22 protein-coding genes are annotated in these 25,822 nt (G+C 71.4%); 11 read left to right on the forward strand and 11 right to left on the reverse strand.

The features are described from left to right. Nucleotides 1-46 precede the first annotated feature (46 nt). The 4 genes from trhA (at nt 47) to QSJ33_RS10360 (ending at nt 3,545) form a co-directional block, all read left to right on the forward strand. Nucleotides 47-814 (forward strand): PAQR family membrane homeostasis protein TrhA, encoded by a 768-nt coding sequence (gene trhA, locus QSJ33_RS10345; protein WP_285725443.1) that lies wholly within the window; start codon nt 47-49, stop codon nt 812-814. A gap of 10 nt (nt 815-824) precedes the next feature. Next, complete coding sequence (locus tag QSJ33_RS10350) at nt 825-1,517, forward strand: helix-turn-helix domain-containing protein (protein WP_285725465.1); 693 nt, start codon at nt 825-827, stop codon at nt 1,515-1,517. A gap of 81 nt (nt 1,518-1,598) precedes the next feature. Beyond that, complete coding sequence (locus QSJ33_RS10355) at nt 1,599-3,131, forward strand: sigma-54-dependent transcriptional regulator (RefSeq protein ID WP_285725472.1); 1,533 nt, start codon at nt 1,599-1,601, stop codon at nt 3,129-3,131. An 18-nt stretch (nt 3,132-3,149) separates the two neighbouring features. Then, entirely contained in the window at nt 3,150-3,545 is a 396-nt protein-coding gene (locus tag QSJ33_RS10360; protein WP_285725480.1) for a hypothetical protein, read from the forward strand. A 9-nt stretch (nt 3,546-3,554) separates the two neighbouring features. Here QSJ33_RS10360 and QSJ33_RS10365 read toward each other — a convergent pair whose 3' ends face one another. The 3 genes from QSJ33_RS10365 to lon are packed head-to-tail and all read right to left on the reverse strand — an operon-like array spanning nt 3,555 to nt 7,174. After that, nucleotides 3,555-4,490 carry a YihY/virulence factor BrkB family protein gene (locus QSJ33_RS10365; RefSeq protein WP_285725489.1) on the reverse strand — a complete coding sequence of 312 codons (936 nt, stop codon included), beginning with the start codon at nt 4,488-4,490 and terminating at the stop codon, nt 3,555-3,557. A gap of 8 nt (nt 4,491-4,498) precedes the next feature. Beyond that, nucleotides 4,499-4,699, reverse strand: coding sequence for a hypothetical protein (locus tag QSJ33_RS10370; RefSeq protein ID WP_285725498.1), 201 nt, complete (start codon nt 4,697-4,699; stop codon nt 4,499-4,501). A 42-nt stretch (nt 4,700-4,741) separates the two neighbouring features. Continuing rightward, a complete protein-coding gene (lon, locus tag QSJ33_RS10375; protein ID WP_285725505.1) occupies nt 4,742-7,174 on the reverse strand; it encodes an endopeptidase La in 2,433 nt (810 codons plus the stop codon). 269 nt (nt 7,175-7,443) lie between these two features. Between lon and QSJ33_RS10380 the strand changes: the two genes are divergently transcribed. From QSJ33_RS10380 to QSJ33_RS10395, 4 genes are all read left to right on the forward strand, one after another. Next, nucleotides 7,444-9,531 carry a TonB-dependent copper receptor gene (locus QSJ33_RS10380; protein ID WP_285725526.1) on the forward strand — a complete coding sequence of 696 codons (2,088 nt, stop codon included), beginning with the start codon at nt 7,444-7,446 and terminating at the stop codon, nt 9,529-9,531. Between the two features lie 32 nt (nt 9,532-9,563). Next, nucleotides 9,564-10,841 carry an ATP-binding protein gene (locus tag QSJ33_RS10385; RefSeq protein WP_285725534.1) on the forward strand — a complete coding sequence of 426 codons (1,278 nt, stop codon included), beginning with the start codon at nt 9,564-9,566 and terminating at the stop codon, nt 10,839-10,841. Further along, entirely contained in the window at nt 10,834-11,373 is a 540-nt protein-coding gene (locus QSJ33_RS10390) for a response regulator transcription factor (RefSeq protein ID WP_285725542.1), read from the forward strand. The genes QSJ33_RS10385 and QSJ33_RS10390 overlap by 8 nt, the downstream gene beginning before the upstream one ends. A gap of 80 nt (nt 11,374-11,453) precedes the next feature. Continuing rightward, the gene (locus tag QSJ33_RS10395) at nt 11,454-12,407 is read left to right on the forward strand and encodes a hypothetical protein (protein ID WP_285725550.1); all 954 of its coding nucleotides are present in this window, start codon (nt 11,454-11,456) and stop codon (nt 12,405-12,407) included. A 120-nt stretch (nt 12,408-12,527) separates the two neighbouring features. Here QSJ33_RS10395 and clpX read toward each other — a convergent pair whose 3' ends face one another. The 4 genes from clpX to QSJ33_RS10415 all read right to left on the reverse strand — a co-directional run bounded on the left by clpX (nt 12,528) and on the right by QSJ33_RS10415 (nt 16,689). Continuing rightward, nucleotides 12,528-13,772, reverse strand: coding sequence for an ATP-dependent Clp protease ATP-binding subunit ClpX (gene clpX / locus QSJ33_RS10400; protein ID WP_285725558.1), 1,245 nt, complete (start codon nt 13,770-13,772; stop codon nt 12,528-12,530). A 22-nt stretch (nt 13,773-13,794) separates the two neighbouring features. Next, the gene (locus tag QSJ33_RS10405) at nt 13,795-14,265 is read right to left on the reverse strand and encodes a GreA/GreB family elongation factor (protein WP_285725565.1); all 471 of its coding nucleotides are present in this window, start codon (nt 14,263-14,265) and stop codon (nt 13,795-13,797) included. Nucleotides 14,266-14,300: 35 nt separating this feature from the next. Next, the gene (locus QSJ33_RS10410) at nt 14,301-15,278 is read right to left on the reverse strand and encodes a lysophospholipid acyltransferase family protein (RefSeq protein ID WP_285725573.1); all 978 of its coding nucleotides are present in this window, start codon (nt 15,276-15,278) and stop codon (nt 14,301-14,303) included. A gap of 109 nt (nt 15,279-15,387) precedes the next feature. Beyond that, nucleotides 15,388-16,689, reverse strand: a complete 1,302-nt coding sequence (locus tag QSJ33_RS10415; protein ID WP_285725594.1) for an arginine deiminase — start codon at nt 16,687-16,689, stop codon at nt 15,388-15,390. Between the two features lie 199 nt (nt 16,690-16,888). On the opposite strand from QSJ33_RS10415, the gene QSJ33_RS10420 reads away from it, so the two are divergent. Further along, on the forward strand, nt 16,889-17,470 hold the full coding sequence (locus tag QSJ33_RS10420; protein ID WP_285725605.1) for a peroxiredoxin: 582 nt from the start codon (nt 16,889-16,891) through the stop codon (nt 17,468-17,470). Nucleotides 17,471-17,826: 356 nt separating this feature from the next. Beyond that, entirely contained in the window at nt 17,827-18,435 is a 609-nt protein-coding gene (locus QSJ33_RS10425) for a 1-acyl-sn-glycerol-3-phosphate acyltransferase (RefSeq protein ID WP_285725613.1), read from the forward strand. Here the strand turns inward: QSJ33_RS10425 and QSJ33_RS10430 are convergent. The 3 genes from QSJ33_RS10430 to QSJ33_RS10440 all read right to left on the reverse strand — a co-directional run bounded on the left by QSJ33_RS10430 (nt 18,432) and on the right by QSJ33_RS10440 (nt 20,882). Beyond that, the gene (locus QSJ33_RS10430) at nt 18,432-18,986 is read right to left on the reverse strand and encodes a DUF3501 family protein (protein WP_285725622.1); all 555 of its coding nucleotides are present in this window, start codon (nt 18,984-18,986) and stop codon (nt 18,432-18,434) included. The two genes, QSJ33_RS10425 and QSJ33_RS10430, sit on opposite strands and share 4 nt — an antisense overlap. Further along, nucleotides 18,983-20,383, reverse strand: coding sequence for a heterodisulfide reductase-related iron-sulfur binding cluster (locus QSJ33_RS10435; protein WP_285725629.1), 1,401 nt, complete (start codon nt 20,381-20,383; stop codon nt 18,983-18,985). The genes QSJ33_RS10430 and QSJ33_RS10435 overlap by 4 nt, the downstream gene beginning before the upstream one ends. Nucleotides 20,384-20,462: 79 nt before the next feature. Continuing rightward, complete coding sequence (locus QSJ33_RS10440; protein ID WP_285725637.1) at nt 20,463-20,882, reverse strand: rubrerythrin family protein; 420 nt, start codon at nt 20,880-20,882, stop codon at nt 20,463-20,465. Between the two features lie 295 nt (nt 20,883-21,177). On the opposite strand from QSJ33_RS10440, the gene QSJ33_RS10445 reads away from it, so the two are divergent. Beyond that, nucleotides 21,178-22,731, forward strand: coding sequence for a sigma 54-interacting transcriptional regulator (locus QSJ33_RS10445; RefSeq protein ID WP_285725655.1), 1,554 nt, complete (start codon nt 21,178-21,180; stop codon nt 22,729-22,731). A 187-nt stretch (nt 22,732-22,918) separates the two neighbouring features. Here the strand turns inward: QSJ33_RS10445 and QSJ33_RS10450 are convergent, their stop codons facing one another. Further along, on the reverse strand, nt 22,919-25,792 hold the full coding sequence (locus QSJ33_RS10450) for a DUF748 domain-containing protein (RefSeq protein ID WP_285725663.1): 2,874 nt from the start codon (nt 25,790-25,792) through the stop codon (nt 22,919-22,921). Between the last annotated feature and the right edge of the window lie 30 nt (nt 25,793-25,822).

Genomic DNA, 25,822 nt, shown 5'->3' on the forward strand with positions numbered 1-25,822 from the left:
AACCCCGGCCTGCTCCACCGGGCTGGACTCTGGCATTCTCGTAGGCATGTCCCGGATCGCCGCCCACGCCCTGCCCGGCTCGACCTCCCAGTCGCCCGGCGAGGAACTGGCCAACAGCATCACCCACGGCCTGGGCGCGGCCCTGGCCATCGCCGGGCTGGTGGTGATGGTGGTGGAGGCGGCCCTGCACGGCACGGCGCGGGACGTGGTGGGGACGGCCGTCTTCGGGTCCACCCTCGTCCTGCTCTACCTCATGTCCACGCTGTACCACGCCTTCCGCGGCCCCCGCGTGAAGCTGGTCTTCAAGGTCTTCGACCACTCGGCCATCTTCCTGCTCATCGCGGGCACGTACACGCCCTTCTGCCTCTCGGCCCTGGGCCGCGTGAGCCCGGGCTGGGGCTGGACCGTCTTCGGCCTGGTGTGGGGCCTCGCGGCGCTCGGCATCACGTTCAAGGGCGTGTACTACAGCCGCATCGCCCGATACGCCCTGCGTCCGCCTCCGGTCGACCACCTCCACGCCCTGCCGGGAAACCCGGGGCTGGATCTCGCCTTCGTGCGGCGCATGGGCTGGATCTCCACGACCATCTACCTGCTCATGGGCTGGATCATCGTCATCGCCGCGCGTCCCCTCGGCCACGCCCTCTCCACCCACGGCCTCTTCTGGCTCTTCGGGGGCGGCGCCTTCTACACCGTGGGCGCCCTGGTCTACAGCCTGAGGCGGCTGCCCTTCCACCACGCCCTGTGGCACCTCTTCGTGGTGGGCGGCAGCGCCTGCCACGTGTTCGCGGTGCTGTTCCACGTGATCCCCGGGTGAGGCCGTCGCCGTGATCCCCGCCGCGCGCCTCCCGGGCTTCGCCCGCTGGGGCGCCCACCTGGACACGCTGCTGGCCCGGCCCGAGGGGCTGTGGATCCACGGCCCCGCCGGATCGGGAGCCTCCACGCTGGCCGAGGATCTCGCCGCGCGGCGGGGGGTGCCGTGGATCGAAGCCGCTTCCCCGGAGGCGGGCACGGCCTGGCTGGGGGCCCACCCCCGGGGCGTCGTGGCGGCCCGGGAGGCCCCGCCGGGCACGGCGGACGCCCTGGCCCTGCGGTTGCCCGGGCTGGACGAGGAGCCTGCGGCCATCCCCGGCCTCCTGGCGGCCCTGGCCGAGGCGGAGGGCCTCGAGGGTCCCCTGCCTCCGGCCCTGGGGATGCTGCCCTGTCCCGGGAACCTGCGGGAGCTGCGCAACCGGGTGGTCCGCTGGAAGCTCCTGGGCCAGCTGCCGGAGCCCGAGGCCGGCGGCCCCCCCCGCTTCGAGGCGGAGGACCTGGCCACCAACCTGCATGCCCTGGAGCGGTTCCTGCTGCACCGGTCCCTCCGCCGCGCCTACGGCAACCGCTCCGAGGCCGCGGCGCGCCTGGGGGTGAGCCGACCCCAGCTCTACGCGCTCATCCGGCGCCACGGGGATCCCGTGCGCGGGGAGGCCCCCACCGGCGAGGAGCCCGCCCGCCTGCGCCGGAGGAAGCGGCGGGGCTGACCGGCCAAAACTCCAGTCGGAACCGCCGGTCCCGATAACGTCTCCAACGGCCCCTCGGCCGCGCGGATGGACTGGTTCGGTATGGCGACTCCCCTTCGGGTGCTGGTGGTGGACGACGATCCCGGGATGCGGGATGGCATGGCCATGAGCCTGAAGCGGTCCGGTTTCTTCGCGGAGCAGGCCCGCAGCGGCGAGGAGGCCCTGCGCATGGTCCGGCCCGGCGCCTACGACGCCGTGGTGACCGACCTGCGCATGCCCGGCATCGACGGCCTGCAGCTCACGGCCCGCCTCAAGGCCGTGGATCCCGCCCTGCCCGTCCTGCTCATCACGGCCTTCGGCAGCCTGGAGGCGGCCCGGGAGGCCATGCGCCTGGGCGCCTTCGACTTCCTCTCCAAGCCCTTCAGCCCCGAGGAGCTCACCGCCGCCCTGAACAAGGCCCTGAAGGCCGAGACGCACCTCAAGGTGGAGGAGCCCGCCGACGCCCCCGTGATCCTCACCCAGGATCCGGCCGTGGGCGAGACCCTGGCCCTGGCCCGGCGCGCCGCGGACAGCCGCGCCACCATCCTCATCCAGGCCGAAAGCGGCACCGGCAAGGAGCTGCTGGCGAAGCTCATCCACGGCTCCAGCCCCCGCCGCAACGGCCCCTTCGTGGCCATCAACTGCGCCGCCATCCCCGAGAACCTGCTGGAGTCCGAGCTCTTCGGCTACGAGAAGGGCGCCTTCACCGGCGCCACCGGCACCAAGGCCGGCCGCTTCGAGCAGGCGGACGGCGGCACCCTGGTGCTGGACGAGGTGGGCGAGCTGCCCCTCGGCCTGCAGGGCAAGCTGCTCCGGGCCCTGCAGGAGCGCACCGTGGACCGCCTGGGCGGTACCCGGCCCATCCCCGTGGACGTGCGCCTCATCGCGCTCACGAACCGCGACCTCCAGGCCGAGGTGAAGGCCGGGCGCTTCCGCGAGGATCTCTACTACAGGCTGAACGTCATCCCCCTGGACCTGCCGCCCCTGCGCAACCGCCCGGGGGACCTGGAGCTTCTGGCCGCCCATTTCGCCGAGCGCTACGCCCGGGAGAACGACCGGCCCGTGCCCGAGCTGGCCCCCAGCTTCTTCGCGGCCCTGACGCGCCATGGCTGGGCCGGCAACATCCGCGAACTGGAGAATGTCATCCAGCGCTGCGTGGTGCTGAGCCAGGGCCACCGCCTCAGCCAGCGCGACCTCCACTGGCTGCTGCCCCCCGAGAGCCTGGAGGGCCTGCCCGAGGATCCGCCCGAGCGCCCGGCGATGCCCCCGGTCCGCGAGTCTGGCCGGCGCGAGGGCACGGGCTCCCTGCCTGCGGTTCCCGAGGCCGAGCTCCCGCCCGGTGCCGTCCTCGCCGATCCCCGGACGCCCCTGGCGGGCATGCCCCTCGGCACCCCCGTGGTGCTGCCCCTGGGCCTCAGCCTGCCGGAGCTGGAGCGCTTCTGGCTGCTCAGCACCCTCAGCGCCCTCAAGGGCAACCGCACGCATGCCGCCGAGCAGCTCGACATCGCCCTGCGCACCGTGCGCAACAAGATCAACGAGTACCGCGCCGACGGCTTCGAGATCCCCGCCAGCCAGCGCGGGCGGGACGAAGACTGAACGATCCCAGGATCGCCCATGGAGTGGAGCGTCGACATCGATCCGGAAGCGGCGCTGGTCCGGATCAGGGCCTGGGGCGCCGCGCGCCTGGAGGGATTCGTCGGCTATGCCCGCGAGGTGCAGGAACATCCCGCCTGGCAGCCCGGCATGGCGATCCTGGTGGACCTGCAGGACCTGGACCTGACCCCGATGAAAGCCGATGACATCAACCGGCTGGTGGCCATCCAGAAGACCTACAGCAAGGACGCCGTGTCGGGCCCCATCGCCACGGTGGTGAGCCGGCTGGTCGATTTTGGCATCGTGCGGATGTGGGAGGCCCACGTCTCCAGCACCGGAAGGAATCACCGCGTGTTCACCGACCTGGACGAGGCCAGGGCCTGGCTTCTGCAGCAGACCGGCCGGAGCCGGCCCTGACGGACGCCCCTAGGGCCTCCGGGGCTCCAGGGGCTTGAGTCTGAGCCAGGGCGGGATGGTGATGGCGCCGGTCTCGTGACGGTAGAAGGCCGCGGTGATCTCGGCGCCCAGGAGGAAGATGGCGCTGCTGTAGTACAGGAACGTCAGGCCGGCCACGATGCCGATGAGCGAGCCGTACATGATGCCCCAGGTCAGGGTGTGCTTCAGGTAGATGCCGAAGCCCCACTTGGCCACCCACCAGAGGGCCGTGGACACGGCGGCGCCCAGGAAGGCGTGGCGGAACTTCACGTGGAGCCTCGGGAGGTGCTGCAGCACGATGGTGGACACCACCAGCACCAGCAGGGGCGGCATGAAGGGCAGGAAGTCCGTGCGCGGCAGGGGCAGGTGCCGGTGCACCGCGCCGCCCACCAGCAGCGCCAGGAAGAGCACCATGGCCAGCACGCCGCCCACCAGCAGCGCAACCCGGCGCAGGAGGTGGTTCTTTCGGGTCTGGCGGTGCTTCTTGATGCGCAGGCCGAAGACGTGGGCCAGGCTGGTGTCCAGCTGGCCGATGCCCCAGTAGCTGCCGAAGAGCAGCACGATCCAGGAGAACCCCATGCCGCCGATGCGCTGGCTGTTGGCCACGGCGTCGGCCACGAACTCCCGCGGGAGGTAGGGGATGATGTCCTGCAGGGTGCGCAGGGTGGCGAGGCCGTAGGCCTTGCTGCCCAGGATGACGCCCAGGAGCTTGAAGAGCAGGGTGGAGAGGGGCACGAGGCTCACGATGAGCCAGAAGCTGAGGCCTGCCGCGTAGCTGAAGCAGTCGTCCTTCTGGTACTTGCTGAGCACCTCCGCCGTGAAGGCCCCGGCCCGGCCCAGGGGCGGCACCGCATGGGCCACGGCCATCCAGGCCTCCTGGAGGCTGGCTTTCAGCCGCGCCCAGTGGCCCAGGACCTGCTCCACCATGGGACCCCCTAGAAGCGGACGGGGTGGCGCGGCAGGAAGTACATCAGCCAGGCGAGCGCCAGGCCGATCCCGATGAGCCCCGCCGCATGCTTGAGGATCGAGGCCCGCGTCCGCTCCGGCCGGGTCGTCGGATGCAGCAGCCCGAGCACCAGCGAGATGCCCAGGCCCATCACGAAGAAATGGATGACGTGGCTGGAGAGAAAGCGCATGGCAACAGGCTATCAGCTAACGGGCCCCGGCGGCCGGCTGCCCTACTGCGCCGTGGCCTCGTTCTCCCGGCTGGGAGCCTGGGTGGGCGCCGGGATGCCTTCAGGCTGGAGGGGCTCGGGCATCCGGGTGAGGGCCAGCTGGATGACCTCGTCCATGTGGCCCACGAGGTGGATGCTCAGCTGCTCGCGCACCTCGGCCGGCACCTCCTCCAGGTGGCGGGCGTTCTCGGCGGGGATGAGCACCGCCTTCCGGCCCTGGCGGTGGGCCGCCAGCAGCTTCTCCTTGAGGCCGCCGATGGGCAGCACCCGGCCGCGGAGCGTCAGTTCCCCGGTCATGGCCAGGTCGGCCCGGGCGGGGATGCCCGTCAGCACGGAGATGAGCGCCGTGGCGAGGGTGATGCCGGCGCTGGGGCCGTCCTTCGGGATGGCGCCCTCGGGCACGTGGACGTGGAGGTCCACCTTGTCGAGGAAGTCCGGCTTCAGGCCCAGCCGCTCGGCCCGGGCGCGGACGTAGCTGAGGGCCAGGTTCGCGCTCTCCTGCATGACCTCGCCCAGCTTGCCCGTGAGCTTCAGCACGCCCTTGCCGGGCAGCACGGCCGCCTCGATGGTGAGCAGGTCACCCCCCGTGGGCGTCCAGGCCAGGCCGTTCACCAGCCCGGGCGGGGCCGTGTCCTCGGCGCGGGTCTCCAGGAACTTCTCGGGGCCCAGCAGCTTGGGCACCCGGTCGGCGGTGATGAGCGGATCGAAGGCCTCGCCCCGGGCGGGCTGGAGGGTGTGGCGGGCCAGCTTCCGGAGGATGTTGGCGGTCTCCCGTTCCAGCTGCCGGACGCCGGCCTCGCGGGTGTAGGCCTGCACCAGCTTCTCCAGGGCCGCCGGCTCGAAATGCACGTCCAGGCCCTTCATGCCGTGGCCCTCCAGGGCCCGGGGGATGAGGTGCTTCTCGGCGATGGCCAGCTTCTCCTTCAGCGTGTAGCCGCTCAGCTCGATGACCTCCAGGCGGTCCTCGAGCGGCTCCGGGATCTGGTGGCGCACATTGGCCGTGGCCAGGAAGAGCACCTGGCTGAGGTCGAAGCCCACGTCCAGGTAGTGGTCCTGGAAGCCGGCGTTCTGCTCGGGATCCAGCACCTCCAGCAGGGCGCTGCTCGGGTCCCCGCGGAAGTCCGAGGCCATCTTGTCGATCTCGTCCAGCAGCATGAGCGGGTTGCGGACCTTGGCCTTCTTCATCAGGGCGATGATGCGGCCGGGCATGGAGCCGATGTAGGTGCGGCGGTGGCCGCGGATCTCGGCCTCGTCGCGCACGCCGCCCAGGGACAGGCGCACGAAGGGCCGGTTCAGGGCCCGGGCGATGCTGCGGGCCAGGGAGGTCTTGCCGACGCCCGGGGGGCCCACGAGGCAGAGGATGGGGCCGCGGAGCGGGGTGCGGTTCCCGTCCTCCCCGTCCCCCGCAGGATGCTGGCGCAGCCGCGCCATGACGGCCAGGTGCTCGAGGATGCGGGCCTTCACCTTCTCCAGGCCGGCGTGGTCCTCGTCCAGCACGCGCTCGGCCTCCTCCAGGTCCAGGCGCTCGTCGGCCCGGGCCTGCCAGGGCAGGGCCAGCAGCCAGTCCAGGTACGTGCGGCTGACGGTGGCCTCGGCGCTCTGGGGCGGCATGGCCTCCAGGCGGTCCAGTTCCTCCAGGGCCTTGGCCCTGGCCTCGGGACTCATCCCCGCGGCCTCGATCTGGTCGCGCAGCCGGCCCGACTCGTCCTTCTCCTCCTTCTTGCCCAGCTCCTGCTGGATGACGCGCATCTTCTCGTTCAGGACGTACTGCTTGTGGTCCTGGTCCAGGCGGGCCCGGGTCTTCTCGTCCACGGCCCGGTCCACTTCCGAGCGGGCGGCGTCCAGCTCCAGGAGCTGCATCACGGCCTCCAGCCGGGGCCCGATCTCCAGGAGCTCGAGGATCTGCTGCTTCTGCTTGACGTCCGCGGGCACGAGGCCGGCCACCGTGTCGATGGCCTTGCCTAGGGGCAGCTCACGGATCTGGTCCATGCTCAGCAGCCGGGACGCGTCGGGGTTGCGCCCCAGGAAGGCCTCCACGGCGGCGTGGAAGGGCTGCAGGGGCTCGGAGGCCGGATGGGCGGGCTCCGGCAGCAGGTAGGCCTCGGCCTGGATGACCTCGCCGCTGTCGTCGTACTGGCGCAGGTTCACGCGGGCGATGCCCTTCACGCCCACCTTGTAGTAGTCCTTGGGCAGGGCGATGACGGACTCCACCAGGGCCAGGGTGCCCGTGGGAAAGAGGTCCTCCTGCCTGGGGCTCTCCACCTTGGCGTCCTTCTGGGTGAGCATCAGCAGGTGGTCGCCCGCCTTGATGGCCAGCTCCAGCGTCCGCACCGAGGCCTGCCGGCCCACCACGAACGGCACCCGCGCCCCGGGGAACAGCACCATGTCCCGGATGGGGATGGCGGGCAGGGTGATGGTCTTGGAGGCTTTGCTCAAGGGGGGACTCCGGACGACCGCGGGGAAGGGACCCGGGAGGGTACTGCAAAGTTTACGCCGCCTGCGAGGGGCTCCCGGGGCGGGCCGGGATCCCCGCGCGTGGGACAAATTGTCGCGCGGCCAGGGCGGATTCGTCCGGTAGGTTTTTTCCTTCGGCCGGTCCCGCCCTCCTCGCTGGAGGGCCCGTGGAACCCGACCCGCAGGTGATCTTCCCGGCCCGCCCCAGGGCCCGCCGGTGCCCCGCCCACGCCCCCTGAAAGGCCACCCCCGTGACGCATCCCGCCTTCTCCCGCGCCGCCCTGCTCCTCTGCGCCCTGCCCCGCCTCGCCGCCGGGGAGGCCGAGGGTCCCACCCCGGAGAAGGCCCGCCCCGTGCCCTCCGCTGTCGTGGAAGTGGCCGCGCCCCTGCCCCAGGAGCCCCTGGTGACGGTCACGGACCCCAAGGCCCCCCGGCAGCCCGTCCCGGCCCACGACGGCGCCGAGTACCTGAAGACCATCCCCGGCTTCGCCGTCATCCGGAAGGGCGGCACGGACGGCGATCCGGTGCTGCGCGGCATGGCCGGCTCCCGCCTGAACCTGCTGGTGAATGGCGAGCAGGTCCTCGGCGGCTGTGGCGCCCGCATGGATCCGCCCACGGCCTACGTGTTTCCCGAGTCCTTCGACCGCATCACGGTCATCAAGGGGCCCCAGACCGTCCTCTACGGCCCCGGCAATTCCGCCGGCACCGTGCTGTTCGAGCGGACCAGCGCCCGCCTGGCCCGGCCGGGCTGGCGGGGCACCGCCAGCCTCCTGGGCGGCAGCTGGGGCCGCAATGACGAGGTGCTGGACGCCACGGGCGGCACGCCGGAGGTCTACGTCCGCGGCGCGGGCACCCGTTCCCACCTGGGCGACTACCGGGACGGGAACGGGAACGCCGTCCATTCCGGCTACACCCGCTGGAGCGCCTTCGGTGCCGCGGGTTGGACGCCGGACGACGACACGCGCCTGGAGCTGTCCGGCAGCCGCAGCGACGGCCGGGCCGCCTACGCCGACCGCAGCATGGACGGCGCGAAGTTCCTCCGCGAGAACCTGGGCCTGACCTACGATCAGCGGCACCTCTCGCCCCTCCTGGATCGCCTGGAGGTCCAGCTGTACCGGAACGACGTGGACCACGTGATGGACAACGCCACGCTGCGCACGTTCACGCCCACGCCCATGGCGCCGGAACCGGCGGCCATGAATCCCGGCCGCACCACCGAGGGGGGGCGGGTGGCGGCCACCCTCCGCCTGGCGGAGGCCACCCAGGTCGTCCTCGGCGGCGACGTCCAGGCCAACCGGCACACCTTCCGCATGAGCCTGCGCCAGTGGTCGCGGCCCGAGGAGACCCTGCCCCGCCTGGACGACGCCTTCTTCCGCAGCATCGGCCTCTTCGGGGAGCTGACCCACGCCTTCACGCCCGCGGACCGGCTGGTGGCGGGCTTCCGCGCGGACCGCTGGCACGCCGAGGACCGGCGGAGCCAGGTGCAGCTCACCATGATGGCCAGCGCGCCCGATCCCACGGCGGGCCAGCGCCGGGACACGACCCTGGAAAGCGGCTTCGCCCGCTACGAACGGGACGTGGCCGACGGTGCCATGACCCTCTACGCCGGCCTCGGCCACGCGGAGCGCTTCCCCGACTACTGGGAGGCCATCAGCAAGGAGAGCCTCGCGTCTGTGAGCGCCTTCGGCACGCGCCCCGAGCGCACGACGCAGCTGGACCTGGGCCTGGTGAAGCAGACCGGCGCGCTCCGGGCCTCGTTCTCCGCCTTCTACGGCGAGGTGCGGGACTTCATCCTCATCCAGTCCAACGTGCCCAAGCCGGCCATGGGCGGCGCCACCCGCATGGCCACCGTGGCCCGCAACGTGGACGCCACCACCTGGGGCGGGGAGGCCGCCGCCACCCTGGCCGTGACGGCCCGCCTCAAGGCCGAGGGGAGCCTGGCCTACGTCCACGGATCCAACGACACCGACCACCGGCCCCTGGCCCAGATGCCGCCCCTGGAGGCCCGGCTGGGCCTGACCTGGGACACCGGCGCGTGGTCCGTGGGCGGGCTCCTCCGGGCCGCGGCCCGGCAGGACCGCGTGGCCGTGAACCAGGGCAACATCGTGGGCCAGGACCTGGGCCCCACGGGCGGCTTCGCCGTGGTCTCGCTCAACGGCGGCTGGCGTCCCCGCCGGGGCCTCCTCGTCACCGCGGGCGTGGACAACCTCTTCAACCGCGCCTACGCGGAGCACCTCAGCCGCAACGCGACGACCGTCCCCGGCTTCGTCCTCCAGTCCCTCCGGGTGAACGAGCCCGGGCGGATGGCCTGGCTGAAGCTCACGCTCACCTTCGGCTGAGCCCCCCCATGTGGCGCGGTTACCCTAGCCCCATGCCCCCTCCGCATGAGCCCTTGTCGGGCGGCTCCCTCTCCTGGCTGGTCCGCTTCCGCTGGATCACGGCGGTGATGCAGGCGGCCACCATCCTGGGGGCGGTGTGGGTCCTCGAGGACGAGCTGCCCCTGGGCCCCCTCTTCGCGCTGGTGGCCATCGGCGCCCTGAGCAACCTGTTCCTGGCCCGCCGGCTCCGGGGCGGGGGCCCCGCCACCGCCTCCCTCCCGGGCCTGATGCTCGGCCTGGACATCTTCCTGCTCACGGGGCTCCTCTACTTCAGCGGCGGCCCCTCGAACCCCTTTACCGCCATCTACCTCGTGCACGTCACCCTGGCCGCCGTGGTCATGCGGGGCGCCTGGGCCTGGGCCCTGGGCCTCCTGTCCACCCTCGGCTTCGGGCTCCTGTTCTTCTGGCACGTGCCCGTGGAGTCCCTCAGCCACATGGCCCACCGCGGGGGCGGGTTCTCCCTGCACCTGCTGGGCATGTGGCTGGCCTTCGCCGTCACCGCCACGCTCATCGCGGCCTTCGTGGGCCGGGTGACGGACGCGCTTCGCCAGCGCGAGGCCGAACTCACGGCCCTGCGCGATCTGGCGGCCCGCCAGACGCGGCTGGCTGCCCTCACCACCCTGGCCGCCGGCGTCGCCCACGAGCTGGGCACGCCCCTGGGCACCATCGCCGTGGCCGCCAAGGAGCTGCAGCGGACCGCGGAGCGGCTGGGGGCCGACGGCTTCGCCGTGGGCCAGGACGCGGCCCTCATCCGCCAGGAGGCGGACCGGTGCCGGCGGATCCTGGACCAGATGGCTGGCCCGGCGGGTTCCCCCCCGGGGGAACAGCCCGAACCCCTCGCCTGGGAGGAACTGGCCTCGGCCCTGAGGGCGGCCCTCGGCCCCGCGGAACAGGCGCGCCTGGACCTCCGCCTGCCCCCGGGCGCCAGCGGCCCCGTGCCCCGGGAGGGCCTCCTCCGGACCCTGCGGGCGCTCCTGGGCAACGCCTTCGAAGCCACCTCCGCCCAGGGCCGCGTGAGCCTGTCCGCCGAAGGCACCGACGGGGGCTGGCGCATCCGGATCCAGGACCAGGGCGTGGGCATGTCCCCGGAGGTGCTCGCCCGCGCCGGCGAGCCCTTCTTCACCACCAAGCCGCCGGGCGGGGGCATGGGCCTGGGCCTCTTCCTCGCCCGCACCTTCGCCGAGGAGCTGGGCGGCACCCTGACCCTGGATTCCGCCCAGGGCCGAGGCACCACCGTCGACCTCGCCTGGCCGGAGGCACCCCATGGCTGAAGCCCTGCCCTCCATCCTGCTGGTGGACGACGACGCCGTCTTCCGGGGACGGCTGGCCCAGGCCCTGGAAGCGCGCGGCCTGGACGTCTGGCCCGCCGCCTGCGCGGAGGAGGCCCTGGCCCGGGCGCGGGAGGAGACCCCCGAGTACGCCCTGGTGGACCTGCGGATGCCCGGGGGCTCGGGCCTGGACCTGGTGCAGGCCCTGCACGCCCTCGACGCCACCACCCGCATCGTGGTGCTCACGGGCTACGGCAGCATCGCCACCGCCCTCTCGGCGGTCCGCCTGGGGGCCGTCCACTACCTCACCAAGCCCGCCGACGTGGACGAGATCCTGGCCGCCTTCCAGGCCCCCGAGCTCGCCGAGGCCCCCGCGGCCCCGGGCGAGACGCCCTCCCTGGCGCGCGTCGAGTGGGAGCACATCCAGCGGGTCCTGGGCGACTGCAACGGCAACCTCTCCGAGGCCGCCCGGCGCCTGGGGATGCACCGCCGGTCCCTGCAGCGCAAGGCCGCCCGGCGGCGGCCCCTGCGGTGAGCGTCCGGCCTGCGACCCTTTGACGCAGGCGGAGCCGGCCCCGTCCGCGCTACTCCTGTCCTGACAACCTTGAGGCCCCCGTGATCCGTCCCCGCCCCGCCCTGGCCCTCCTCGCCCTTCTCCTGACGGCCGCCCCGGCCGAAGCCTGCGGGGCCTGCGGCTGCACGCTCAACGGGGACTGGGCCAGCCAGGGCATCGCCACCCGCCCGGGGCTCCGCTTCGACCTCCGCTACGACGCCTTCACCCAGGACCAGCTGCGGTCGGGGACCGGGGCCGTGGATCCCGCCTCCCTGCCCCTGCCGAACGAGCAGGAGGTGCAGCGGAGCACCGCCAACCGGAACCTCACGCTGACCCTGGACTGGAGCCCCAGCGCGGCCTGGGGCCTGAGCCTCCAGGCGCCGGCCTACTGGCGGAACCACGAGACGGTGGCCGCCGGCGACGTGGATCCCTCCTTCTCGCGGAGCACGGGCCTCGGGGATGTCCGTCTGGTGGGCCGCTACCAGGGCTTCCTGGACGACTTCTCCCTCGGCGTGCAGGCGGGGCTGAAGCTCCCCACCGGCCGGTACCACGACCCCTTCGGCTCCGGCCCCCAAGCCGGGGAGCCCGTCGACCGGGGGCTCCAGCCCGGCACGGGCACCACGGACCTGCTGCTGGGCCTCTACAAGTTCGGCGATCTCGGCCTGGCCTGGGGCTGGTTCGCCCAGGCCCTGCTCCAGCTGCCCCTCGCCAGCCGGGAGGGCTTCCGACCGGGGCGGGCCGTGAACGCCAACGCGGGCCTGCGCTACGGGGGCCTCGGCCCCCTGACGCCCCAGCTCCAGCTGAACGTCCGGGCGGAGCAGCGGGAGTCCGGCGCGGCGGCGGACGTGGCCAACAGCGGCGCCACCCTGGTGTACCTCAGCCCCGGCCTCACCGCGGACCTGGGCCGCGGCGTCCAGGCCTACGCCTTCGTCCAGGTACCCGTCCACCAGCGCGTGAACGGCCTCCAGCTCGAGCCCCGGTCCAGCGTGTCGGTGGGGCTCCACGTCGCGTTCTAGCCCCGAAGAAGAAAGGACTCCACGAAGGGCACGAAGGAAGGCGGGCCAGCCCAGGCCCTGATTCGTGGGCTTGGTGTCCTGCTTCGTACCCTTCGTGGTGAGCCTTTCAGGCCCTGATGCTCAGCCCGCGGCGGAGATGGGGGAGCTGGGCAGGCCCAGGACCTCCTCCACCTTCTGGCGGGTGATGCGCAGGGTCTCGCGGGTGGTTCGCTTGTCCGAGGGCAGCTCGTACATGGGCTCCAGGAGGATCTGCTCCACCAGGCTGCGGAGGCCGCGGGCGCCCAGCTTGCGGGTGAGGGCCTGGTCGGCGATGGCCTCCAGGGCGCCCTCCTCGAAGCTCAGGTCCACGTCGTCCATGTCGAACAGCTTCACGAACTGCTTGGTGACCGCGTTCTTGGGCTGGGTGAGGATGGCCACGAGGGCCTCCCGGTCCAGGGGGGTGAGGCCCGCCACCACGGGCAGGCGGCCCACCAGCTCGGGGATGAGGCCGAACTTGATGATGTCCTCGGGCTCCACGAGGCCCAGCATGTGGTCCTTGTCGCCCTTGGAGGAGGGCTTGGCGCCGAAGCCCACGGCCTTGGCGCGGATGCGCTGCTTGATGATGTCCTCGATGCCCACGAAGGCGCCGCCGCAGATGAACAGGATGTTGCTCGTGTCCAGCTGGATGAACTCCTGGTGGGGGTGCTTCCGGCCGCCCTGGGGCGGCACGTTGGCCACGGTGCCCTCCACCAGCTTGAGCAGGGCCTGCTGCACGCCCTCGCCGCTCACGTCGCGGGTGATGCTGGGGTTCTCGCTCTTCCGGCCGATCTTGTCGATCTCGTCGATGAAGACGATGCCCCGCTGGGCCCGCTCCACGTCGTAGTTGGCGGCCTGGAGCAGCTTGGTGAGGATGTTCTCCACGTCCTCGCCCACGTAGCCGGCCTCGGTCAGCGTGGTGGCGTCGGCCATGGCCAGGGGCACGTCCAGGAAGCGGGCCAGGGTCTGGGCCAGCAGCGTCTTGCCGGTGCCCGTGGGGCCCAGGAGCAGGATGTTGCTCTTGGACAGCTCCACCTCGCCCGACCCCAGGGCCTTCCGGGGGCTGAGGATGCGCTTGTAGTGGTTGTAGACGGCGACGGACAGGCGCTTCTTGGCGGCCTCCTGGCCGATGACGTAGTCGTCCAGGAAGGCCTTGATCTCCTTGGGGCGGCTCAGGCGGGCCTCGTGCTTGCCCAGGGGCTTGCCCTGGCGGCTCATGCGCAGCTGCAGCTGCCCCGCCTCCAGGCACTCGTTGCAGATGAAGGCCTCCGGCCCGGCCAGGAGCTGCTCCACCTCGTGGGGCTCCTTGCCGCAGAAGGAGCATTTCTGGTCGCGCTTGTATTTATTCACTGAACCCCCTCCTGGGGACGCCCTAGGCTACATCGTGGATGGTCTTCAGTTCCAGGATCTCGAAGCGCCGGATGCCGGCGGGAATCTGGACGCGCACCTCGCTGCCCTCTTCCTGGCCCACCAGGGCCGAGCCGATGGGGGAGCTGATGCTGAGGTGGTGGGCGTGCCCGTCGAGCTCCTCCGGCAGCACCAGCTTGTAGGTGAACTCCTCTTCGGAATCCAGGTCCAGGATGGTGACTTCGGAACCGTAGGCCACGCGGGTCTTGGGCAGGCGGCTGATGTCGAGGCTGGCCACCTCGGCGATGCGCTTCTCCAGCGTCACCATCTTGTTCTGGAACATGTCGCGCTTGGCGAGGGCCTGCTCGTACTCGGCGTTCTCGGACAGGTCGCCCTGGCCGGCGGCCCGGGCGATCTCCTGGGGGATGTCCACCAGGAGGGCCTGCTTGATGTCCTTGAGTTCCTTCTCGAGCTTGACGAGGACGTGCTTGGGCATGGGACTTCCGGAAAAAGGAAGGGTCGGGGACCCGGTTACAAGGTGGGAGAAGACAACGATTCTAGCCAGTCTGAGGGCGGGAGCGGAGCCGGCAGGGGATTCCCCTCGCCGGGCCGGGTCTTGAAGCGGCGGTGCATCCAGAACCACCAGCGGGGGTCCTTCCGGATCTGGGCCTCGATCCGGGCGGTCATGAGCTGGGTGGCCACCCAGGCATCCCGGGCGGCGTCGCCCGTGACGGGCACCTCGAAGGGCGGCTCGAAGCGGACGGTAAAGGTGCCGTCCCCGTTGGGCCAGCTGAAGACCGGCAGCACCGGCAGGCCGTACCGGGCGGCCAGGCCCCCGGCCGTGCCAAAGGTGGAGGCCCACTGGCCCAGGAACTTCACCCAGAGGCCCATGGTGAGGGCGTCCTGGTCCAGCAGGAAGCCCACGCCCTCGCCGGCCTTGAGGGCCTTGAGGGTCTCCCGCATGGCCCCGTCCTTGAGGATCACGCGGTTGCCGAAGCGGGTGCGGAAGGCCAGGGAGACCGGCTCCAGCAGCGGGTTGTCCAGCTCGCGGCCGATGACGGCCAGGGTCCGCCCCAGGCGGCTCTGGCCCAGGGCGATGGCCTCCCAGTTCCCGTAGTGGCCCGTGAGCTGGATGAAGCCCTTCCCCCGGGCCTTCACCGCGTCGAAGTGTTCCAGGCCCTCGACCTTGACCCAGCGGTCCAGCTCCTCGGGGGTGGCCCGGCGCAGGCGCAGCAGGCCCACGAAGAGGGCGCCGAAGTGCTTGAAGCAGGCCCGGGAGAGGGCCCGGGTGCCGGCCTCGTCCAGGCCCAGGTCCGCGAAGCGGAGGTTCTCCCGCACGATGCGGCGGTGCCGGGGGTCCGCCCAGTAGAAGGCCAGCCCGGCGGCCTCGCCGATCGTCTGGACCGTGGCCCAGGGCAGGTGGCCCAGCACCCCGTCCAGCGCCCGGAAGACCCCGTACTCCAGGCGGTGCCGGAGGGTCGGGGCGGTCTCGGGGATGCGGGTGGCCAAGGGCGGGGTCCCAAAAAAAAGGGGCGCCTCGAAGGTTCGAGGCGCGAAGGGGAAGTCTAGCAGCAAAGGGCGGTCGTGCTTCTAGACCCCTGTTTGCTTTACTTGGATATCAACGTCCGGTGCGGGAGAGGGGCATGGTCATGCACCGCGGGCCGCCCCGGGCCCGGCTCAGCTCGGCGCTCTCGATCTGGATGAGGTATTTCCTCCCGTCCAGCAGGTCGAGGGACGCATCGGCCAGGAGCTGCCGTTCCGTGAGCACCCGGTAGCCGGCCTTGGCCAGCTCGTCGGCCGTGGCCAGGTTCCGGCGGTAGCTGGTGATGACCCCGGGGGCCAGGGCGAAGGCGTTGGCGCCGTCCGTCCACTGCTCCCGCTGCTGCCGGATGTAGTCCTGGCCCCCGCAGAAGATGGGCCGGAGGTCGATGCCCAGGCCCTTCAGGGCCGCCAGCAGGTTGGGCTGGGTGGTGAAGCGGAGCTCCTGGTGGCGGAGGTCCATCACCACCACGTTCAGCAGCTCCCGGCTGCCGTCCGTGAAGTAGGGCGGGTAGACCAGGCACTCGTCCTCGCTGATGCGGGTGAAGATGGTGTCCAGGTGCATGGCGGCGCGCTTCTTGGGCATGAGCACCATGACCAGGTGCTCGAAGCGCCCCTCCCCCGCCACGTGGTCCGCCCGCAGGCTCTCGGCCAGGCAGGTGATGGCGTCCGTGGTGCTGCGCTCGGAGCAGCCCACCACCAGCACCTTGTCGGACACCACGAGGATGTCGCCGCCCTCCAGGCTCACCGGGGCCTTGATCTCGCCCCGGATGAGGGGGTTCACCTGGTCGAACCACTTGTCCTGGTCCGTGAGGTGCCGCAGGCGCGGGTGGTGCCGGAAGATGGTGCTGAGGATGAGCGGCTCCCGCTCCCGGGCCCAGGTGGCCATGGCGTTCACGCTGTAGCCGTCGCCGATGACCGAGGCCGGGTCCCGCATGAACAGCAGGTTGGGGATGGGCCGCAGCCGGTAGTCGAACTCCTGCTCCCAGGGGGTGTGGCTGGGCATGTCGTCCCAGGGCACGCCCGTGATGACGCTGCGGGCCGCCTGGGCCGAAGGCATGTCCCGCAGCAGGTTGCAGGTTTCGTCGGGAAGGCCCGCCAGGCGGCGCAGGTCCTCGATGAAGGCCAGCTTCACCCCCTCGTCCGCCAGGGCCTCCACGAAGAGGTCCTGCACGTCCAGCACCTCGTCCGCCACCCGGGCCAGCACCTGGCGGAAGAGGGCGTGCTCCTGCCGGGCATGGTCGCCGAAGAGGATGTCGTCGAAGAGGAGCTTCTCCATCATGCCGGGGACCATGAGGTCCACCTCGGGGCCGGGGTCGTGGACCACCACCTGCTTGAGGCGGGCGATCTCCGAGAAGACCGAGAGCTGGATGGGCTGCATGCAAGTACCCCGTGGGTCCGGAATCGTCCAGGCTAGCACGCGGGCCCTGGCCTTCCGAGGCCGCGTACCCGTCAGAGGACCCCGGGGTTCCTTATTCTTTACCAATTTAGTCGGAATTTTGCTTGATGCCCGGGGAGGGCCGTCTTAGCCTGTTTATTCCCACACAATTCCGGGGCGATCCCCGATCGGAGGCAATCCCATGGCCGCATTCGTCACCCAGCCCGCGCCCGACTTCAAGGCCAAGGCCCTCGTCAACGGCGAGTTCAAGGAGATCTCCCTGTCCGACTACAAGGGCAAGAAGGTGGTCCTCTTCTTCTACCCCCTCGATTTCACCTTCGTGTGCCCCACGGAGATCCTGGCCTTCGCCGACGCCATCAAGGAGTTCGAGGCCCGCAACACCCAGGTCATCGGCGTGAGCGTGGACTCCCACTTCAGCCACTGGGCCTGGGCCAACACCCCCCGCAAGGAGGGCGGCATCCAGGGCGTGAGCTTCCCCCTGGTCTCCGACCTGAACAAGACCATCGCCCAGGACTACGGCGTCCTGCTGCCCGCCGGCATCAGCCTGCGCGGCCTCTTCATCATCAACACCAAGGGCGAGCTGAAGCACATCACCGTGAACCACAACGACCTGGGCCGCAGCGTGGACGAGGTCCTGCGCCTCCTCGACGCCATCGACTTCACCGAAGAGCACGGCGAAGTCTGCCCCGCCAACTGGCACAAGGGCGAAAAAGCGATGAAGCCCACGTTCGATGGCCTCAAGGCCTATGCTTCCGCCAAGTAATATCGGAACCACCGCGATGGAGGGGCGCCGCAGGGCGCCCCTTCTGCTTCATCGCTTTTTTGGGCCATGACCATCCGACAGCAGCGCAGCGGATGGAGGATAGGACCGCATCGGCGCAGCCGATGGCGGGGGCAAAGCCCCGAGGGCCGGAGCCCCGAGTCACCATCCGACCGAAGCGCAGCGAAGGGAGGATAGGACCGCATCGGCGCAGCCGATGGCGGGGGCAAAGCCCCGAGGGGCGGAGCCCCGAGTCAGGCCGACCTTCGACGGGCTGAAAGCCTAAGCTTCCACCAAGGCGCCCGCTTCGCGTACGCCCCCGGACTCCGGTTAGTCTGGCTGCTCTCCCGGAACCGCCCATGCCGCCCCCCCCTTCCCTTCCCGCCCTGCCGCCCGGCCTGCACCAGGCCCGGGGCTGGTTCTGGCGGGCCTTCGGCCACGCCTACCTGCGGGTGGGCGGCTGGCGCTTCGAGGGCGCCTTCCCCGAGGAGCCCCGGTTCGTGGCCATCGTGGCCCCCCACACCTCGAACTGGGATTTCACCCTGGGTGTGGCGGCGGTGTGGGCCCTCGGCCTGCGGGTCTCCTGGCTGGGCAAGCACACGCTCTTCAAGGCCCCCTTCAAGGGCTTCCTGGAGCGCCTGGGGGGCATTCCCGTGAACCGGCGCGCCCCCCACGGCGTGGTGGAGGGCTGCATCCGGGCCTTCGAGGCGGCCCCGGCCCTCATGCTGGCCCTGGCCCCCGAGGGCACGCGGAAGGGCGTGAGCCAGTGGAAGACGGGCTTCTACCGGATCGCGGTCGAGGCCGGGGTGCCCATCTTCCCCATCGGCTTCGACTTCCGGACCCACGCCATCCGCCTCATGCCGGTCTTCCATCCCAGCGGCAGCCTGGAAGCGGACCTGCCCCGCCTCCAGGCCCTGTTCCGCGAGGTGCACGGCCTCCGCGAACGCCCCGGGAAGGTCCCGGCCTAGCCCGCCAGGTCCTCCTTCAGGGCCCGGGCGGTCTCCCGGGAGAAGGGCACCTCCGCCGCCAGGCCGGGGAAGGTGATCTGGATCCCCACGGGCTCCCCGCCGCCCACGGGGAAGCGGAGGAACTGCACGGAGGAGAGCCGGTCCTCGTCCATCTGCGCCTCGTCCCAGCGGGCGGGCACGGCGCGGCCGTCGGCCAGGAGCAGGAGCACCTGGCCCGGCAGGCCGCGCCAGGCCCGCAGGAGCCGGGTCCGCTCTGCCGGATCGTCGATCTCGATGAGGAGGGTGCAGCCCAGATCCCCCGCCTCGCCCAGCAGGGCGTTGTAGGTCTCCAGCTCGTGGCGGATGTCGGCTTCGCGCACGAGCTGCTCGGCCCGGACCATCTCCTGCACCTGGTAGCGGACGGTCTCCGGGTTCTCGAAGAGGAAGGTGAGGTGCTCGCCCACGTGGACCCGGCGCAGGTCCTTGGCCTTCATGGCCGAGGCGCGGAGGGCCTCCCGGCGCTCGCCGTAGGTGACGAAGTCGAGGATCTCCTCGCGGGCGACGGGTCTCACGGCTGCTCCTGCTTCGGCGGCACGGGCGTGGGGAAGCCGTCCCTGCGGTAGGCCCGGGCCAGGATGGTCATGGGGTGGAGGGCGCGGCGCCCGGCGTGCTGCTCGAACTGGAGGCCCGCCAGGGGGCACTCCGTGGCCCAGACCTCCGCGGCCTCCTGGCCCTGCATGCCCTGGAAGGCCTTGGCCCCGACGCGGGCGCTGGCCTCGAAGGAGTCGGACTTCATGGCGTAGGTGCCGTCGTGGCCGCAGCACTCCATCACCGTGCCCATCGTCACGCCGGGGATCTTCCGCAGCAGGTCGCGGCCCTTGAAGCCGATGGCCTGGGCCCGCAGGTGGCAGGGGGCGTGGTAGGCGATGGGGCCCGGGGTGGATTCGAAATTCCAGTCGGCCCGGGGCTCGTTCCGGATGCTCCAGAGGAACTCGCCCGTGTCGCGCACGGCCTCCGCCAGCTGCTTGGCCCGCTCGCGGTCCTCTCCCTCCAGCAGCTCCGGGTATTCCCGGCGCAGCATCATGGCGCAGGTGGGGTTGATGACCAGCACCTTGGAGCCCGCCGCCACGTGGGGCATGAGGACGTCGAGGTTCTGCTTCGCCTGCTTCCGCAGGGTTTCGAGGTCACCGTGCTCCCAGGCCGGCATGCCGCAGCAGACCAGGCCGCCCACGCACTTGGCCTGGCAGCCGTTCTTCTCCAGCACCTCCAGGGTGTCCTTCCCGATCTGGGGCTCGTTGTGCTGCACGTAGCAGGTCTGGAAGAGCACCGCCTCGTGGCCGGTGTCCGCGGCTAGCTTGCCGCTCTTGCCGGCCCAGGCCTCGAAGGTGGCGGAGGCGAATTCGGGCAGGTGGGCCTTCGGATGGATGCCCAGCACCTTGTCCATGAACCAGCGGTGGACGGCCACGCGGTTCATGACGTTGGCCATGCCGAGGCTGGCCCGGGCCATCGTGCCCGCCAGGTCCGGGTTGCCGAGCACCCGCTCCTGGAGGCTGAAGCCCTCGCGGCGGTGGCGCACGGCCTGGTAGCGGTGGACCAGCTTGGGGAAGTCCAGGGCGAAGGCGTGGCCCTCCCGGGGCGTGTACGGGCACTGCACCTCGCAGAGCTTGCACTGGAAGCAGTCGTCCATGATGCCGTCGCGCTCGGCGGCGCTGAGGGCGCGGACGTCGCCCTCGTGCTTCGCGTCCAGGAGGCCGAAGAGCCCCGGGAAGCTGTCGCAGTACTTGAAGCACATGCGGCAGCCATGGCAGATCTCGAAGGCCCGCTCCACCTCCGTCTTCAGGAGGCCCTCGTCCCAGTAGCCGGGCTCCCGGGGGTCGTAGATCGTCCCCGGCCCGGCCTGGTAGCTGATGCGCTCGCCGGGGGTGGTGTCCGGACGGGCGTGGTCGCCGACCTCGTAGCGCTCGGCCATGGCTCACCTCGAAGGAAGGAACCGCGAATGACGCGAAGGCTCGCGAATGGAACCCTTCGCGCCATTCGCGGTTTCGTTTCTAGCTGATGCTGTCGAGCATCTTCTGGAAGCGGCCGGCGTGGCTCTTCTCGGCCTTGGCCAGGGTCTCGAACCAGTCGGCGATCTCGGGGAAGCCCTCCTGCCGCGCGGCCTTGGCCATGCCCGGGTACATGTCCGTGTACTCGTGGGTCTCGCCCGCGATGGCGGCCTTCAGGTTCAGGGCCGTGTCGCCGATGGGCAGGTCCGTGGCGGGGTCGCCGACGGCCTTCAGGTAGTCGAGGTGGCCATGGGCATGGCCCGTCTCGCCGTCCGCGGTCTCCTTGAAGTTGCCGGCCACCTCGGGGTAGCCCTCGATGTCCGCCACCTTGGCGAAGTAGAGGTAGCGGCGGTTGGCCTGGCTCTCGCCCGCGAAGGCGTCCTTCAGGTTCTGGTGGGTCTTGGTCCCCTTGAGGTTGGGCATGGGCGCTCCTGTGGGATGCGGAGGGGGATCCTCCGAGGGATGGGAACCTCAGGACAGCAGGGGGCGTGCCAAATGATTTATTTGTTTCATTTCAAATTTTACAGAAATACACAAGCCCCCATTCAACCGATATTTCGTTGAAATTCGATCGAATTCAACGAATCCACCCTCATTTCGGTGACATCCGCCCTCCTCCACCCCGCCCGGACCGGTCTGTCCCCCTCTCCGTCGCCTGAAACCCACGGCTTTTCTCGTCCTGGACAGCCTCCACGGATCACGATATATCGGTGTCACCATGGAAAACGCCTCCCCGGATCTCGTCTCGGCCCTGAAGACCCTGGCCCATGTGGCGGGGCGCCTGCCCCAGGGCCCCGAGTTCCTGCCCACGGCCCTCGATGCCCTGGCGGGGGTGGTGCCCTACGACCTGGCGGCGGTGCTGCGGCTGGACCGGGGGCGGCTGCGGGTGGTCTGCGCCCGGGGGCCCCTGGCGGACGAGCGGGTGAAGGCCCACAGCATCGCCCTGGCCAGCTTCCCCAGCGTGCGCGAGGCCCTGGACAGCGGCCTGACGCGGGTGATGCTCGAGGCCGACCACCGGGAGGGGGACGGCGATCCCTACGACGGGGTGCTGGACCTGCCCCACGGCCACAGCTGCATGGTGGTGCCCCTCCAGGGCGGCGGCCGGCCCCTCGGGGCCCTCACCTTCGACCGGGCCAGCTGCGGCCCCTTCGACGCGCTCACGGTGATCCTGGCCACCCTCTACGGCCAGCTCATCGCCCTGGCCTGGATGGCCTCGGAGCAGCGGACCCACCTGGAGCACCAGCGGGACCAGCTGGAGGCGGAGAACCGGCTCCTGCGCACGGAGGTGGTGGGCGCCGAGGACGCCGGCAGCCTCATCGAGCGCACCCACAGCCCCGCCATGCAGCGCACGGTGCGCCTGGCGCGGCAGGTGGCCCCCACGGATTCCGCGGTGCTGCTCAGCGGCGAGACAGGCACGGGCAAGGAGGTGCTGGCCCGGGCCATCCACGAGTGGAGCCGCCGCGCCGACAAGCCCTTCCTCAAGGTGAACTGCGCCGCCCTACCGGAGAACCTGGTGGAGAGCGAGCTCTTCGGGCACACGAAGGGTGCCTTCTCGGGCGCCGTGCAGCCCCGGCCGGGGCGGTTCCAGATGGCCCACGGCGGCACCCTGCTGCTGGACGAGGTGGGCGACCTGCCCCTGGCGGCCCAGGCCAAGCTCCTGCGGGTGCTCCAGGAGGGCGCCTTCGAGCCCGTGGGCTCGGACCGCAGCGTCGTGGTGGACGTGCGCATCCTCGCCGCCACCAACGTGAACCTGGAGCAGGCCGTGGCCGAGGGCCGCTTTCGCGCCGACCTCTACTACCGCCTGAACGTGTTCCCCCTGCACCTGCCGGCCCTGCGCGACCGCCGGGAGGACCTGCGCCTTCTGGCGGAGGACTTCCTCTACCGCCGGGCCCGCCGCACGGGCATGGGCCCCTGGCGCCTCTCGGAGCGCGGCGCCGCGCGCCTCCAGGCCCACCCCTGGACCGGCAACGTGCGCGAGCTGATCAACGTGCTGGAGCGGGCCACGATCCTCGCGCCCCAGGGCGACCTGGACCTGGAGGATGTCCTGGCGGACGCGCGCCCCGCCGGCGAGGAGCCGGCCGCCGGCGTCCCGGCCCCACCCGAGGGCAGCCTGCGGGCCGTGGAGCGCCGCGCCATCCTCCAGGCCCTGGAGGCCAGTCGCGGCAAGGTCTATGGCCCCGGCGGGGCCGCCCAGCGCCTGGGCCTCAAGCCCACCACCCTCCAGAGCCGCATGAAGAAGCTGGGCATCGCGCGGGTGCAGGGTTTCCGCTGAGCGCGGGCCCGTCCGTTCGAAAGGCGCTCCACGAAGGGCACGAAGGCTAATAAAAGAACACGAAGTTCCTCCACCCTCCCCGCCTTGATGGAGCCACCTGACAGGGGCGCGCGACGGCCTCCCCTTCGTGCCCTTGCCTTTCCCCTTCGTGTCCTTCGTGGAGATCCTTGGCGCCGGGAGGGAACCTTCACTTCAGCGTGAACACCACGGCCGGTCCGGCGGCGGGGGCGCCCTCCCGCACCTGGAAGACGCGGGCGGGGTCGGCCTTGCCGGTGTCCAGGAGCCAGGCGATCACCCGCTTGGCGCGGGCGTCGGCCAGGGCGTCGAGGGCCACCGGATCCACCTTCACGGTGTCCAGGAGCCGGTTCTCCATCTCGGTCGGCGGCGGCGGGGGGGCGGGCTCGCTGCCCTTGGCCGGCGGGACCGCGGGGAAAGCAGCGTCGAAGGCCGCCTTCACCCAACGGTCCCGCTCGGCGGCGGGCACGGCGCCCGTGGCGTCCGGCAGCTTCAGGGCCGCGGCGCGGGTGCGGCGCAGCAGGGCCTCCAGCCCCGCCTTGCGGAAGGCGGCGGCGTCCGCCGCCGGATCCGCCACGCCCTGGGCCTCCAGGGTGAGAGTCGGCCGCTCCGCCAGGGCCTTGGCCAGGGCCTGGAGCTTGGCGGTGGCGGCGGCATCCAGGGCGTCCGAGGCCGGCGCGAAGGCCACCTGGCTGAGGTCGCCCGCGTCGCCGCCGAAGAGCTTGCCGACGAGGGTGAAGGGCGAGGTGGCGATCTTCCCCAGCACGTTGAAGATGGCCTGCCACACGAGCTTCCCGTACCGGATGTCGGGATCGTCCAGGCTGCCCTGGATGGGCAGATCCACGGCGATGATGTCGTGGCGGTCCCGCAGCAGCGCCAGGCCCAGCTTCACGGGCAGGTGGGTGGCCTCGGGGCTCGCCACCTTCTCGCCCAGGTAGAACCGGTCGAGCTTCAGGGCATTCTCGGAATCGAGCTTCCGCTGCTGGATGCGCAGGCGGGCGTCCACCTCGAGCTTGCCCTTCTGCACGGTGTAGCCCAGGTACTTGCCCGTGTAGGGGGTGAAGTCCGTGAGGTCGGCGCCATGGATCTTCAGGGTCACGTCGGTGTCGAGGTCGTGGCGCAGGGGCATGGCATGGCCCTGGATGGTGACGGGGGCCAGGCCCCCGGCGCGGCCCGTGAAGTCCACCTTCGAGCTGGCCTCGGGCCGGCTGGAGAGGCCCAGGTAGCTGCCTTGCAGGTCGCTCAGCAGCAGGGCGGCGCTGGGCTGCACGGAGCGGTCCACGAAGCTGAGGCGGCCCCCGGTGATGGCCAGCTTGGCGATGGCGAGGTCCGGCGCCGAGGCGGGCGTCGCCGGCACCGCGGAGGCCGCCACGCCGGTGGGCTTGGCCTCCGTGCCCTGGCGCAGGGCATGGGCCACGTTGGTGGTGCCGTCGGGGGCCACCACCAGGCGGCCCTCGGGATCGGTCCAGAGCACCTGCTTCACGGAACAGGCCAGGGGCCAGGTCCGCAGGTCGAGGTCCGCCACCTGCAGCCGCGCCCAGCGGATGAAGGGCTCGTTGAAGGCCGTGTCATGCATCTGGAAGTCGCGCACCACCACGTTGCCCTTCACCGAGGTGCCTCCCTGCCCCGGGCCGGGGAGGCCGAAGGCCACCTGCCCGTCGAAGCCGAAGGTGCCGCGGTCCACCCGGGCGTCCAGGGTGCCGTCGAGGTAGGGATCCCAGGGAGCCAGGTCCAGGGCGTCCACCTTCAGGGCCAGGTCCCCCGCGGGCTTCAGGAGCAGGACCTTCCCATCGGCCTTCAGGCTGCCGTTCCCCAGGCGCAGCGCCAGGGACAGGGTGGAAACGGCCGCCGGATCCAGGCTCAGGGCCCCCAGGTGCAGGGCGACGTCCTTCGCCTCGGCCGCCACGGACCGCGCCGGCAGCTGGTCGTCCCAGCCCACGGTGAAGCCCGTGAAGTCGAGGGTCCGCACCTTCAGGGCGAGGGGCTTCTCGTCCGGCGATGTGGGCTTCGGCCTGGGCGTGATCATGCGCGAGAGGTTGAAGACGCCGTCCTTCCCCCGCCGCAGGCGCAGGGTGCCGCCCTGGGCGGTGATGGCGCCGATCTCCACCGAGGGCGCCAGCAGGTCGGCCCGGCCGTCCTTGAGGTCGAGGGCGGGGATCTCCACCGCGGGCCGGGCCACGCCGGACTCGGCCACGGCGACGTTCCGGAGGGCCAGCCCCAGGTCCGACAGCTCGAGCCGGTGGCGGCCCGGCGCCCACTCGAAGCGGTACGCGGCGCCGAAGGTGGCGGTGCCGCTGCGGATCTCCGTGGCCACCTGCTCCTGCTCGTAGGGGCGGTACTTCGGCAGCTGGAGGTTCTCCACGGCCAGGTGGCCCGTGGACATGAGGGGAGCGAAGCCGATCTCGCCCTTCCAGACCAGGTGCTCCCGGGCCTCGGTCCAGGCATCCAGGGCGTAGGCGCTCTGGTGGCCCACCTGGGTGCGGATGCCGTCCACCCGGAGGTTCACGGGGCCGAAGGCCGTGCGGAAGGGCGCGGCCATGCTGTGGTCCTCGAAGGCCAGGCGGGCCCCGCGCAGCTGGAAGGTCCGGATGGCCACGATCCAGGCCGTGGGTTTCGCCCCGGGCTCCGGCTTCGGGGCGGGCTCGTCCAGCAGATCCTGGAAGTTCAGGTGTCCCTGGGTGTCGAGGACCGTCCGCACCTCCAGGCCGTCCACCTCCACCACCGAGAAGGCGGCCGTGCGGGTGAGCAGGGGCCAGAACCGCGCGTTCACGTAGAGCCGCCGCAGGCTGATCCACTCGCCGCCGTTGCGGTTCGGGATGCGCAGCCCCTCGAAGGTCATGGCGAGGTTGAAGGGGTTGAACCGCACCGCCGCCAGGGTGGCCTTCCGGTGGGTGGCCCCGGCCAGGGCCCGCTCGAGGCGCGGCCGCACCAGACGGGGCACCAGCAGGAAGCCCGCCAGGATCCACAGCGCGTAGAGGCCCGCCAGCCCCAGGATCAGGGGTCGCCGACGCCGGAGGAAGGCCGCGAGGGAGGCTGGACTGGGCATGGGAAAAGCATAGACCCATCCCGGGTCTGT

Origin of the sequence: Geothrix rubra, assembly GCF_030268065.1 — a bacterium.
Classification (GTDB): domain Bacteria; phylum Acidobacteriota; class Holophagae; order Holophagales; family Holophagaceae; genus Geothrix; species Geothrix rubra.

What these genes read in the sequence shown, in the direction of transcription:
- trhA (WP_285725443.1), top strand. Translation starts at nt 47, where the DNA reads ATGTCCCGGATCGCCGCCCACGCCCTGCCCGGCTCGACCTCCCAGTCG.
- QSJ33_RS10355 (WP_285725472.1), top strand. Translation starts at nt 1,599, where the DNA reads ATGGCGACTCCCCTTCGGGTGCTGGTGGTGGACGACGATCCCGGGATG.
- QSJ33_RS10360 (WP_285725480.1), top strand. Translation starts at nt 3,150, where the DNA reads ATGGAGTGGAGCGTCGACATCGATCCGGAAGCGGCGCTGGTCCGGATC.
- QSJ33_RS10365 (WP_285725489.1), bottom strand. Translation starts at nt 4,490, where the DNA reads ATGGTGGAGCAGGTCCTGGGCCACTGGGCGCGGCTGAAAGCCAGCCTC.
- QSJ33_RS10370 (WP_285725498.1), bottom strand. Translation starts at nt 4,699, where the DNA reads ATGCGCTTTCTCTCCAGCCACGTCATCCATTTCTTCGTGATGGGCCTG.
- QSJ33_RS10385 (WP_285725534.1), top strand. Translation starts at nt 9,564, where the DNA reads ATGCCCCCTCCGCATGAGCCCTTGTCGGGCGGCTCCCTCTCCTGGCTG.
- QSJ33_RS10390 (WP_285725542.1), top strand. Translation starts at nt 10,834, where the DNA reads ATGGCTGAAGCCCTGCCCTCCATCCTGCTGGTGGACGACGACGCCGTC.
- QSJ33_RS10405 (WP_285725565.1), bottom strand. Translation starts at nt 14,265, where the DNA reads ATGCCCAAGCACGTCCTCGTCAAGCTCGAGAAGGAACTCAAGGACATC.
- QSJ33_RS10415 (WP_285725594.1), bottom strand. Translation starts at nt 16,689, where the DNA reads ATGCAGCCCATCCAGCTCTCGGTCTTCTCGGAGATCGCCCGCCTCAAG.
- QSJ33_RS10420 (WP_285725605.1), top strand. Translation starts at nt 16,889, where the DNA reads ATGGCCGCATTCGTCACCCAGCCCGCGCCCGACTTCAAGGCCAAGGCC.
- QSJ33_RS10425 (WP_285725613.1), top strand. Translation starts at nt 17,827, where the DNA reads ATGCCGCCCCCCCCTTCCCTTCCCGCCCTGCCGCCCGGCCTGCACCAG.
- QSJ33_RS10435 (WP_285725629.1), bottom strand. Translation starts at nt 20,383, where the DNA reads ATGGCCGAGCGCTACGAGGTCGGCGACCACGCCCGTCCGGACACCACC.
- QSJ33_RS10440 (WP_285725637.1), bottom strand. Translation starts at nt 20,882, where the DNA reads ATGCCCAACCTCAAGGGGACCAAGACCCACCAGAACCTGAAGGACGCC.
- QSJ33_RS10445 (WP_285725655.1), top strand. Translation starts at nt 21,178, where the DNA reads ATGGAAAACGCCTCCCCGGATCTCGTCTCGGCCCTGAAGACCCTGGCC.
- QSJ33_RS10450 (WP_285725663.1), bottom strand. Translation starts at nt 25,792, where the DNA reads ATGCCCAGTCCAGCCTCCCTCGCGGCCTTCCTCCGGCGTCGGCGACCC.